General features: G+C 38.3%; 10 protein-coding genes and 1 tRNA gene. 4 read left to right on the top strand and 7 right to left on the bottom strand.

Translation table 11 applies throughout. The annotated features are described in order from the left end of the window. The first annotated feature begins 2 nt into the window (after window positions 1-2). The 4 genes from ED622_RS04550 (at window position 3) to ED622_RS04535 (ending at window position 5,631) form a co-directional block, all read left to right on the top strand. A complete protein-coding gene (locus tag ED622_RS04550) occupies window positions 3-1,472 on the top strand; it encodes an IS1 family transposase (protein WP_122032742.1) in 1,470 nt (489 codons plus the stop codon). A gap of 8 nt (window positions 1,473-1,480) precedes the next feature. Then, on the top strand, window positions 1,481-2,458 hold the full coding sequence (locus ED622_RS04545) for a sugar-binding transcriptional regulator (protein WP_122032741.1): 978 nt from the start codon (window positions 1,481-1,483) through the stop codon (window positions 2,456-2,458). A gap of 117 nt (window positions 2,459-2,575) precedes the next feature. After that, window positions 2,576-4,048, top strand: coding sequence for an ATP-dependent transcriptional regulator (locus tag ED622_RS04540; RefSeq protein ID WP_122032740.1), 1,473 nt, complete (start codon window positions 2,576-2,578; stop codon window positions 4,046-4,048). Then, window positions 4,048-5,631 carry a diguanylate cyclase gene (locus tag ED622_RS04535; RefSeq protein WP_122032739.1) on the top strand — a complete coding sequence of 528 codons (1,584 nt, stop codon included), beginning with the start codon at window positions 4,048-4,050 and terminating at the stop codon, window positions 5,629-5,631. The genes ED622_RS04540 and ED622_RS04535 overlap by 1 nt, the downstream gene beginning before the upstream one ends. Window positions 5,632-5,745: 114 nt before the next feature. Here ED622_RS04535 and ED622_RS04530 read toward each other — a convergent pair. The 7 genes from ED622_RS04530 to ED622_RS04500 all read right to left on the bottom strand — a co-directional run bounded on the left by ED622_RS04530 (window position 5,746) and on the right by ED622_RS04500 (window position 11,775). Beyond that, window positions 5,746-5,820: transfer RNA gene (locus tag ED622_RS04530), tRNA-Gly, on the bottom strand. A 247-nt stretch (window positions 5,821-6,067) separates the two neighbouring features. Further along, a complete protein-coding gene (locus ED622_RS04525) occupies window positions 6,068-7,600 on the bottom strand; it encodes a Na+/H+ antiporter NhaC family protein (RefSeq protein ID WP_122032738.1) in 1,533 nt (510 codons plus the stop codon). Between the two features lie 200 nt (window positions 7,601-7,800). Continuing rightward, the gene (locus tag ED622_RS04520; protein ID WP_122032737.1) at window positions 7,801-8,778 is read right to left on the bottom strand and encodes a Gfo/Idh/MocA family protein; all 978 of its coding nucleotides are present in this window, start codon (window positions 8,776-8,778) and stop codon (window positions 7,801-7,803) included. Between the two features lie 57 nt (window positions 8,779-8,835). Further along, on the bottom strand, window positions 8,836-9,180 hold the full coding sequence (locus tag ED622_RS04515; protein ID WP_122032736.1) for a HopJ type III effector protein: 345 nt from the start codon (window positions 9,178-9,180) through the stop codon (window positions 8,836-8,838). A gap of 89 nt (window positions 9,181-9,269) precedes the next feature. Continuing rightward, entirely contained in the window at window positions 9,270-9,548 is a 279-nt protein-coding gene (locus tag ED622_RS04510) for a GNAT family N-acetyltransferase (protein WP_122032735.1), read from the bottom strand. Between the two features lie 60 nt (window positions 9,549-9,608). Further along, a complete protein-coding gene (locus tag ED622_RS04505; RefSeq protein WP_122032734.1) occupies window positions 9,609-10,787 on the bottom strand; it encodes an MFS transporter in 1,179 nt (392 codons plus the stop codon). Window positions 10,788-10,893: 106 nt separating this feature from the next. Then, window positions 10,894-11,775, bottom strand: a complete 882-nt coding sequence (locus tag ED622_RS04500; protein WP_122032733.1) for a LysR family transcriptional regulator — start codon at window positions 11,773-11,775, stop codon at window positions 10,894-10,896. Window positions 11,776-11,905: the final 130 nt, after the last annotated feature.

The following is an 11,905-nucleotide window of genomic DNA, read 5'->3' as shown; positions in this document are numbered from 1 at the left end:
TAGTGCCGACCGAAAAACTGCCGTTGGCTGCTAAAGGGTTACAACTCAATTTTTGTAAAACATTGGCGTGTGACAATTTTGGTGATAGCGATGAACAACATTATTTAGTTCAACGCACTAACCCTAAGCGACCAGCATTAGTTTGCAGGAAATGTGGTGCTTTTCCTCCCTTAATCAATAACAATGAAGTATTGAATGAACTTGCTCGTCAAGACTCTGTTCAATCTCACTCATTGCCCTCTTGTAATAATTCAGATTGTGACCATTTTGGTCTTGATGTTTTAACACATCGAGAGCTTTATCATGCCTTTGGTTACAGTGGTGATCGTCAACGCTATCGCTGTAAATCATGCGCGTCTACGTTTGTAGATAAGTGGTCTGGTGAGAATCAAAAAAGTCTAATCCAACAAAAGATTTTAGGTTTTTTATTTACTGGTTATTCAGTACGTGAAATTTGCCGTCGTTTACATATAAATCCTAAAACCTTTTACGATCATATCAATCAGATTGCCAATCGCTGCCGTCGTCATATGTCCTTATTTGACACTCGATTACAACACGATAGAACTGAGATCCAGCTGGCTTCAAATGCGACACCTTTACAACCATTAAGTAATAATGGCGTATTTTGGTACACCACTGCAGAAATGAATTCAGGTTACGTAATAGCGCAACACATCAATTATTCAGAATCTCATAAGCCTGGAACTCAGCTTGATCATGACCCTTTTCATGATGATGCTCAATTTTTACCGACTGCTTTTATTGGGGAAGCTAACTCTCAAAGCGCAGTAACCGAACAATCAATTTTTAAGCGTGTTGATGCTAAGTATCAAGAGATCTTAGCTAGAGCAAACGTGGAAGATCCATTAGGTAATTACGTCTCATTAAATTATCCATCAAAAGGGGCATTAATTAGACCACCCTATACTTCTTATGCTCATTTTTTAGAAATTCAACGAGCTTTCTCACACTGTGAATCCATTGAACTGTATATGCCTCAAGAGCCAATGCTGCGCTCGGCTGCAATGTCGGTATTTTTAAATCGCATTAAAGAAAACAGTATTGATCTCTTATATGTCACTCAGGACTCTGCTTTTCCTCTTGAGCAAAGTGGTGAAAAAATTGATATACACCTTGTTGGTTGGTGGCGTGACCGTTGGGCTTTTACAGAACTAAATGGCCTACATAAAGGCATTTGCCATCTTAACGGTGCTGAAAACAATGAAGTCTATTGGTTAAAACGTGCTTCAGCAACAAAGGCTAAAGAGTATCAAGAGCGTTTTTATACCCAATTCACTAGCTTAGTGAATGAACCAAGACGAAAACTACGCCCAGCAAGTTTACTTCCACTACTCGATATTTTCAGAGCGTGGCATAATCTCTGTCATCAAGATAAACTTGGCTCTACGCCAGCACAAAAGCTTGGATTGATTTCTAAACCAATCACTCTTGCCGAATTATTAAGTTAGGAAACGATATGCCTCCATTGCTTTCTCAAGATCAAACTGAAAACACAGATATTCTTACTGAAATTTCTATTCTTTATTATCAAGAAGGAGCGACTCAGGAAGAGATATCGAAAAAATTTGGTTTATCTCGCGCCAAAGTAGGTCGTATGCTTAGAAAAGCACGCGAAGAAGGCATTGTTGAGATTACCGTTAAGTTTCACCCTGTTTACAGTGCTCAGCTTGAACAAAAATTAGTTGAAAAGTTTAATTTGAAACGCGCACTTATTTCATTAGATCAGCCAAATACTGACGAACAACGTAAACAAGTTGCCGCTCTCGTAAGTTCATATTTAAACAATAACTTACAAGAAGATATGGCAGTCGCTGTAGGCCAAGGCCAAAATGTGGCAGCCGTTGCTGATCACGCGGGTATTGTATCTCACCGTAATGCGCGTTTTGTCTCTGCTATTGGGGGCACACATCGTAGTGGTGATATTATTAATGCCGATCACATTTGCCGTCGCTTAGCCAAAAAATACGGTGGCAGTAGTGAAACTCTGTATGCGCCCGCTTACGTAAATGACCCAAGCTTACGCTCTGCTTTTATGGAACACACCACGATTAAAGAGACATTAAATCAAGCACGTAAAGCCGAATTTGCTTTAGTGGGTATTGGTGATATGGACGAGAACAGCCATATGGTTAAACTAGGCTTCTTTACTCCAAAAGAATTTGTTGAAGCACGCCTTAATGATGGCATTGTCGGTGATATTGGCGGTTTTGATTTCTTTAAGTTAGATGGCTCAAACGCGGATACTTTAATGCGCGGCCGAGTGATTGGACTTGAAATGGAAGATCTTCGCCAAATCTCAAATGTTATTGCTATGGCGAGTGAAAGTCGCAAAGCATTGTCAATTATGGGAGCACTGAGAACCGGCGTTATTGATGTTCTTGCAACCAGTGTGAGTTGTGCAATGGCCTTATTGAATCTCGCTGAAAATGAATAATTAACCCCCTTCTTTTACTTTTCGTTCCTTCCTTTTAACTCAGTCGCATATCTGATAAAAAGTTCGTGACATCAATACATTAGCGATATTATATTGATGTCAACTAGGAAGGACGCAGTGAAACAATCCCAAAATAACATCACATCTAGTCTCAATGCACTAGACTTAATTGTCGAAGAAGATGCAGAGAAAGCCAAACTAGGCGCAGAACAACAATTATTACTCTCAGAAGCACTACACTTTAAATATGGTATAGCATACTCAAAATTAATTATTTCAACGTCTCTTTGGCATTTACTTAAGTATCAAGCAGGCTTTGCTATTGCAAAAGATTTATTAACACTTCACCAAGAGCTAGATAACGATGATTTGTTACCGAGTATTCTACATAATCTCGCTCTTCACTCTTGGGGGCAAGCTAAGCTTTATTCTGCACAGCAATATTGGATACAAGCTCTAGAGCAAGCCTCATTACTTGGTAATAATAAAGTTGAGGTTGAGTCATTAATTGGGCTTGGCAACATTTGGCGGATGACCAATAGTTTAGAAAACGCAAAATCAGCTCACAATATCGCCGCTCAACGAGCCAATTATTATCGAATTCCCCACCTAGAAGCAAAAGCATTTATTCTCTATGCGTGGGACTGTTATTTACTGCAAGATTATCAGGCTATGTTGCCGGTCTTATTTAAAGCTGAACAGCTGCTAAGTAACAGTAATAATCTCACATGGAAATCTGAAGTCTACGATTTTAGGGGATTGGCATTTTTAGGCTTAAATGATTTAAATTCAGCACACCAATGTTGCAGCTACGCACATCAAACAGCTCAACAGCATAACTTAGTCTGGATGAAGGCTCACTCTGCTATTAGCTTAGCACGAATTGCCTCAGCCCAATCTCATTATGCTCATGCTTACGATCTACTGACTCAAGCTGAAGTGATTGCACATCAATTTGATAAAGGAGAGTTACGATCTCAAATCTGTCTTGAGCAATCTCGTATCGCTGAGTTAACGCAAGATTATGAGCATGCCCTTTATTCTTATAAACGTTATCGTCAGTATGAAGTTTCACTCATTCAAGAGCAAACAAACAGTTTAGGCAGAGATAAAACTCGCTCATCTAAAGAACAACTTGAAAGACGTGCTAAAAAATTAATCCAACGTATTGAGATTCAGTTGGAATTTAATTCCATATCATCACTCACCTATTTGTTGCCTCTTGATAAATGGCAACAACATGTTAAATCATTGCTTTCTCATTCTACTAATATGGATTATCACTTGATCACGATAACGGATCCGTCTGAAGATAAAATTAATAATCTCATATTATTAGGTCATCATTACTGCAAGCATGGTGACAGCATGACTCGTATTAGTAAGACTGAGGTTTCACTATTAATTAATGAAAATGAGCAAAGAACACAAGAAATAGTGCATTCGTTATCGTCGCTGTTTTCAAGCTACCCTTGGCATCGTTATTCTTTAAACTCTTCGATCCCTTCTGTGAATTACTTTAATTTACATCAGTGGGGATCTCAGCCTGACTTCTCACCCAGTCATCTTGACTCTCAAGTGGTGTTTTAATGGATACTCTTTTAGTTCGAATTGCCGATCAGGGCATTGACCTCATGAAGCTCAACTCTCAACAATCGTTAGAGCTTTGGGAACTTATTGTTGAAAAATTTACTGAGTCTGATACTGAAAAAGCCTACGCATTATTAATGTGCTCTGAATTGGAGGTTGAGTTTAATCTCACCACGCAGAGTATTTTGCATTTGCAACGGGCTCTCTTGCTTTTGTCGCTGCCACAAGACAATAAATTGATGTTGCAGATCTATTCTGCTCTTATTTATCGATACACTGATATTGGTGAATATCAAAAAGCGTTAGATCATTTATCATCACTGTCTAATCTAGCAGTGAAGTTTGGCGACCATGAATATTATATCCAATCGATTTTAGGGATTGGAAATTTATGTTCTATTTATGGTGATCACCTTAAAGCATTACGCTACTACCAAAAACTAGAATCATTAAGTTCAACGATAAAAAGTAATAATCTCTCACTACGCTATCGTTTATATACTATTGCTTGCTTGCTTGACCTTAATCGTTTGTCAAAAGCAAAAATCGTCTTAGATGAGTGTAAAGTCATTCAATATGTTTCAGATGATTTGTCACTTACCGCACAAGTAAAACTGTATACCGCAAAGCTATTAAGGTTACAGAACGAATCAAAAGCAGCCCTTGATACGTTAGTTTCTTTTCGTAAAGAATATAACAATCTTCATTCATCCCCATGGTTAAGTAAACTTTTCTCCATTGAGGCAGCCTACTGCCTTATTCAACTTAAAAGAGGCGATCTCGCTGATGTCCTTATATCTCAGCAATTAAAACGTACCAGAAAGTACTCACAAGGGTATTATATACGCCAATTACTGGATATTAAGAGCGATGCATTAGCCAGCTGTATGTGCTTTTCTGAAGCGCTAAAGTGCGAAAAAGAATCGCATAAACTAACAACTGAAATCATCGATAATTTTCCAATTAACCAACTTGGTGAGCACTCTTTACGACGACTAAGCCGCTTAGAACTACAACTTCGGTTAAATATATCGGAAACTGAAAACATCCAACTAAAAAAAGCGTCTGTTCAACAAAAAGATACCGTAGCAAAGCTTCAACAAGACGTCTTTCATGACAGTTTAACCAAGCTCTATAATCGCCGTTGGTTTGAAACTACCTTTATAAAGGAAGTAAAATCAACCATGGCTAAGTATCAGCTTCTAATTATCGATATTGATAATTTTAAATCAATCAATGATGAATACTCTCACCTAACGGGTGATGTGATCTTAAAAGTTGTAGGAAAAATATTACAGAACACAATTGGGCCAGATAATTATGCAATTCGATATGGTGGCGAAGAGTTTATCATTGTTGTCATGTCAAATGATCGACAATATGGGCATGAGGTAGCAGAAAATTGCCGCCTAGCTATCGCCTATAACGATTGGAAAGAAACCCTTAATGATCGCTTACTCACGGTCAGTATTGGTGTGACGAACCATATTCAAGATGAAGATTATAAGGCGACTTTATTACGAGCTGATAAAGCACTTTACCAAGCCAAACGATCTGGGAAAAATAGAGTGTGTGTCCATTAGATCTAATTTGCCCCTCAAACGCCAGATACGGTAAAGCACGCTATTAAGCGCTTAATTTTCAATAAGTTGGAATTTTAAAACAGATACAATCTCTTGAGGAGGATAAAAAGAGATTGGAGCGTACAGCGGGAATCGAACCCGCATCATCAGCTTGGAAGGCTGAGGTAATAGCCATTATACGATGTACGCACATCGTCGAACGAGATAGATAATGCCACACTGAGCGCTAAGGTAAAGCCCTTTTTTACTGTTAACTAATTGATTGCAGGTTATTTAAACAATTTGTAGCAAAACACAGCATTCTATCTTTTTCTTTAATAACACTTAGCGATAAAACAAAGAGCCACCCTATTGGTCGCTCTTTGCTTTCTAATCATGATGCATATTTGTCATACCCATTCCGGTAATTATCTAATCATTATTCCTGGTTAAATCACTAGAATGCTTCACTTTCTTTGCCAGTGTATTTATTTTTCTCTGTTGCTATTTTTGCTAATGTAAACACAAGAGCAACTTGAACACACAAGGCAAAAACAAAGATCAAGACATTCTCAACAAAACCTGCAATAACAAAGCTGATTAGTGCAATCCCACCGTTCAATAATGCGTATGGCAACTGAGTCTTGAAGTGTTCAAACTGATCACAACCTGCCCCTGTCGAAGACAAAATAGTCGTTTCCGAAATAGGAGAGCAATGGTCACCAAATAAGCCGCCAGATAAAACCGCACCGATACTCGCATATAAAGGCGCATCAATAGCAATGGCTGTTGGAATAACCAAAGGCATCATTATAGCGAACGTTCCCCATGATGATCCGGTTGCAAACGAAATAATCGCCGCTAACAAGAACGCTACTGCAGGGACTAACCAATGAGGAAAACCACTTTGCGCTTGCTCTGCAATATAAGCTGCCGCACCTAATTCTTTGCCTACAGAGCTTAATGACCACGCTAGGATTAAAATGATAGCCACTTGCATCATGTTACCCATGCCCTTCATATAAACTGAAATACCTTCAGACCAACCTCTAACTTTATAAAGTGCCATTAACCCAATTAATGTCGCCGCTGCAAAGAAGTACGCCGTCGATAGAGCAGAACGGAAAACTGAGCCAGATACCTTTTCAAATGGGAACCCTAACGGAACTAGCATTGAGCAGAGTACAATCCCCATAACAAGTAATGGTCCCCATACAAACGATGCCTTTGCATTTTTATGCGTAAATATTTCTTTCGATACATCAGATGATACGTGAGCATTACCTTGCTCTGCCGCTTGTTCAGCTCTAGCCATAGGACCAAAATCTAATTTTTTAAACGCCACAAGTGGAACAATACCAATAGCTAATATTGCATAGAATTGAAATGGGATCGCACCAATAAAAGCATCCCAATCACTAATGTCTGTCACGCTTAGAGCCAGAAATTCTTTTTGAATTAACCCCATGATATACACGCCCCAACCAATAAATGGGATCAAAATAGCTACAGGAGATGAGGTTGAATCAATAATGAAAGCCAGTTTTTGACGAGAGATTTTTAGTTTATCGAAAAGAGGACGAAAAACGGGACCTACAATTAAAGGTGTGCCTAAATCAGAAAAGAAAATCACAATACCACCTAGCCATGCTGAGGTTTGTGCTTGAAATTTACTTCTCACCCAAATGGTCACTTTATCAGCAAAGGCATAGCCTCCACCAGATTTCTCCATTAAAGCAACAAAACCACCGATGAAGACAAGTAATACAATGACACCCGCATTATAACTGTCTGTTAATTGCGGTGATATATAGCTTTTAACCATCACACCAAAAGTTTCGAGTGGATCAAGGTGCGTAAATAAACCATTTAGCATAGCAACGCCACTAAGTACGCCAGCAAATAAACCAACCACCACATTTCGAGTAGTCAATGAGATTAAGAGCGTAATTACGATGGGGATAAGGGAGGTAATGTCTGTCTGTTCCATAACGATATTCCTTTTGCTACTGCATAAAACAAATTAAATATAAATTCACTATTTGTGACTATATATTTAAAAAGTGATTATGTAAACACTAAAAATACCATCTTTATAATTGACTCTTTTCTTATTAATATTCCGACATAAAAAAAGCCGAATGATTTCATCTCATTCGGCTTCTCCATTTACGGTAATTATTTAAAAAGCTAGCTATCTGCAGGGAAAACAACGCCTGTCTGCTTACGGATCTCTGTCGTTACTTTCGAGATCAACAATGAACGCTCAACTGCATGATCATCCATTTTATTTGATTCTACTTGCTCGGCAAATTTAAGTGCTTCATAGAACATTGGATTAGCATTCTGCTCAAGTGTTAGATCTTCTTTTTTACCACCACGAGGGATCTTTGTTACCTTCTCACCAATCGAAATCATTTCAGCAAGGATAGCGCCATTTTCACCTTGGATCTCACTTGGTACATAAGAATCACTGGTTTTAGAGTGCATGACAACGACATCAAAGCCATCGTAACCACAAATGATACTGCCATTACCATCAACACCTGAATCCAATACGTACGCTTGTGCTTGAATCGATTTAGGTTCACCAAATAACTCAATCATAGAGCCGACACAGTAAAATCCAATATCCATAATAGAGCCGTTAGAGAACTCAGGGTTAAAAGTATTTGGATTTTCACCATTGAGGTATTTAGGGTAACGCGAAGAATACTGACAATAAGTAATATGCGCCTTTCGAATTGCCCCTAAGCTTGGTAAATGCGATTTAATCTGTTGAAAGTTCGGTAGATATGGCGACATAAATGCCTCAAACAACACCACATTGTTTTCTTGTGCCATTTGATACGCTAATTGCGCTTGGGGGTAATTTGATGCCATTGGTTTTTCACAAATAACATGTTTTCCCTGCTTCATCATTTGAATCGATTGAGGCGCATGAAAAGAGTTTGGGCTGGCAATATACACCGCGTCCACTTCTTTGCATTGTGCCAACTGATCCAAACAATCAAACGTTAACTCTGCTTTAAACTTTTCAGCAAACGCTTTTGCTTGTTCTAATGAGCGAGAATATACCGCAGTAATTTCATACTTCCCCGACTCTATTGCCCCCGCTAAGAATCGTTCAGTGATCCAGTTGGTTCCAATAACAGCAAGTTTGATCATAATGGTCTCTTTATTGGTTTGGTTTTGTTTTTCTAATATTTACTATCGTTTAACGTCTTATTTTAATTGTAATGCCACAGAGCTAAATTGAATACCAGACCAGCCTGTCACCATGAAATTTCGAATGTTTTGGTGGTCATCATTGGTTGGGTTTTGTAATACATCTTCACGGTAATATTGACCAAAACACGCTAAGGTTTGTTCAACACTCAGTTTATTTAGCTCAGCAAATGCAAAGATCTTACATGAGCCATTATTCTGGTCTGCTTGATTGACTAGCTTTCCATTTGAAAACTCTGTTGGCGTAAAATCATAGTTATTATCAATAACAGCCATTGTCTCAGTAAATTCAACCAACTCAGGTTGAGTATTCAATTTTTCAATAAATGTACGTAACGCCATGAGATCTTCCTTGTTTATCTAAATTCATTCTCTTTAAGTGATATTTTTCATACAAAAAAACCTAGGTAGAATCTCCACCTAGGTCTCTTTTATTTTGCTAATAGATCTTGCCACTGCAGGTTCTTATTCATGTAATGAACCACATAAGAGCAGACGGATACAATCAATAAACCAGAGCTTTTCATCTCTGCTAAAAAGGCTTCCATCATCACTTTTCCGTAGCCTTTACCTTGCAGCTCATCCGGAATTCGTGTGCTTATCACATCAAGAATATTGCCCTTCTTTTCATAATAAACTTTTGCTACCGCATCACCTTCTAAAGCGATTAAGTAGCATTTGTTATCTGGATCATGGGTAATCGCATTCATTCTATATTCCTTTTGAATGATCGTTGGCTTATGCCATTGATTGTCGTCCCTATACTGTAATCAGTTCCACTTCAAAATGCGAGTTTCATTCCCCTCTTGGGGTGCTTCTGGAATATTTAATGACAATAAGAACGAAATAAATGCCATTGTAGCACCAACATAGAACACAGCAGCAGGCGATACCAACCATATCAAACCAAAGCTTACTGGGATAACAACTGCTGCTATATGATTAATGGTGAATGCCACACCCGCAGTTGATGCCATATCAGCAGGATCGGCAATTTTTTGGAAATAAGTTTTAATCGCTAATGCTAATGCAAAGAACAAATGATCAATAATATATAACGCTGCTGCCATTTCTGACGTCTGAACTAATGCGTAGCCAACAAACACAAAAATAAGACCGATATATTCAAACATTAGTGCCTTGCGCTCACCCACAACACCAATCCAGCGGCCAATCTTTTTAGCAAAAAGCCAATTGAATGCATAATTAGCAAGAAACAGTAGAGTGATATCAGCAGCTGAATAGCCAAATTTTTCAACCATTAAAAAGCCTGCAAACACCATAAATATCTGACGACGAGCACCACTCATAAATGTGAGTGCGTAGTACAACCAATAGCGCTTGCGTAGAACCAATTTTTTCGTCTGTGGTGTTTCACTTTCAAAGTTCGGGAAAGACAACCACATAAAAACAGTCACCATAAGGGCAATTGTCCCTGCAATTAAATAGATCCATTTAAACTCTAATTGCACTAACTCAAGTAATACCCACAGCACACCATAAGTACATAACGATGCAAGAGCACCAATCGAGATCAGCTTACCTAACATTTCAGGAGCTTCTTCTTTAGTTAGCCACTGTAATGATAAGGATTGTTTTAAGGTCTCAAAATAGTGAAAGCCTACCGACATCAACAGCGTGGTGCATAACAGGCCATACACACTTGGGAAAAAACCAGTAATTGCTACACCAACTGCCAACATCACCAAAGCGAGGATCATGAACTTTTGCTCACGAATAAAAAGAAGGACGAAAACAGCAGTAAACGCTAGAAAACCAGGGATCTCTCGCACACTTTGCAAGAGCCCAATATCAGCCCCAGTAAACGCCGCTTTTTCAATCACGAAGTTATTAAGTAACGCATTCCATGTAGAAAAAGCAATGGGAACAACGATGGAAATTAAAATCAAAAAAGTTTTAGGATTTTTCCAATGAGCAAGGCTCGGCATGATAGTGACTCTCATTTTTATTTATATTGCGGCTACAGTAGCATAACTTTTATTAATTCTAGTCTACGACAGCCTTATCTTTACTTTATTTACCTATTGTTAAAAATTAGTGTTTAAATAAATCGACCAAGTATTCCATATTTTCAGACAATACTTCTGTATTAGAGTAAATCCCAACCACACCAGTTTTACATTGTTCAGTAGATAAAGCGATAACTCCTTGCAGAGCCATTTTCGATTTTATTTTATCGGTATAAGGCATAATAGCATCGCTCATTTTCAGCATATCGATACTGGCTTTTAATGAATCTAACTCATAGATAACTTTGGCTTGTTGTGCTTTTAATGCAAAGGTCTCTGCGCCTTTATCATTGAGCACTTTTCCATCTCGACTATGATCGGGGGTGACTTTTATTTGTGGGTAACGACTGTTATCACCCCCCTTCTTCTCATTTAATAATGGATGCCCTTCTCGCACATATAAGGCTTCGCATTCAGTAAATAGTGGAATGAAACGCACGCGGTTACGAGAATCAATATTTTCTATTTCATGACCAATAAAGAGATCAATATCACCATTAAGTAAATGACTCAGCATTGATAAGCCATTGCCAAACTCAATATAGAGTGAATTTGTTAGATGCGTCTCTATAAATTGTTTAATTACATCAGCAGCAAAACATTCCCACCACGCTTCACCAATACCAATTTTAATTTTACCTTGGCTGCGCGCTTTCATGTCCGATAGTTGATGCATCATCTGGCCATGTTTTTCATAAATATCTTGTACGTAGCGATAATACACCCAGCCGGTACTGGTTAACTCTACGCCTTTAGATTTACGATAAAACAGCACAGTACCTAACAACTCTTCAAGCTTTTTAATCGCCGTGGTTAGCGTTGGTTGGCTAATACACAATTTATCTGCCGCGGCTTTAATGCTGCCTTGGCGAGCTACCTCATAAAAGTAACGATATTGCTTTTCCATTATTGATATCCACTGTTAAATTCAGTTCCACCATACTCGTGATATAAATTTTTTCTATATCAGAGTTCAAATTATCAATTATTCATACCGATTTAATTTCGCTATATTAACGTTACTTTCTTTTAGTGAA

It is taken from the genome of Aliivibrio sp. EL58 (assembly GCF_900312675.1).
Lineage (GTDB): Bacteria > Pseudomonadota > Gammaproteobacteria > Enterobacterales > Vibrionaceae > Aliivibrio.
The sequence above is the reverse complement of the archived record's forward strand: the minus strand, read 5'-3'. Positions and strand labels throughout refer to the sequence as shown.

Bases quoted from the DNA above. Each gene is read 5' to 3' on its own strand.
- ED622_RS04545 (WP_122032741.1), top strand. From the start codon at position 1,481: ATGCCTCCATTGCTTTCTCAAGATCAAACTGAAAACACAGATATTCTT.
- ED622_RS04535 (WP_122032739.1), top strand. From the start codon at position 4,048: ATGGATACTCTTTTAGTTCGAATTGCCGATCAGGGCATTGACCTCATG.
- ED622_RS04525 (WP_122032738.1), bottom strand. From the start codon at position 7,600: ATGGAACAGACAGACATTACCTCCCTTATCCCCATCGTAATTACGCTC.
- ED622_RS04520 (WP_122032737.1), bottom strand. From the start codon at position 8,778: ATGATCAAACTTGCTGTTATTGGAACCAACTGGATCACTGAACGATTC.
- ED622_RS04515 (WP_122032736.1), bottom strand. From the start codon at position 9,180: ATGGCGTTACGTACATTTATTGAAAAATTGAATACTCAACCTGAGTTG.
- ED622_RS04510 (WP_122032735.1), bottom strand. From the start codon at position 9,548: ATGAATGCGATTACCCATGATCCAGATAACAAATGCTACTTAATCGCT.
- ED622_RS04505 (WP_122032734.1), bottom strand. From the start codon at position 10,787: ATGCCGAGCCTTGCTCATTGGAAAAATCCTAAAACTTTTTTGATTTTA.
- ED622_RS04500 (WP_122032733.1), bottom strand. From the start codon at position 11,775: ATGGAAAAGCAATATCGTTACTTTTATGAGGTAGCTCGCCAAGGCAGC.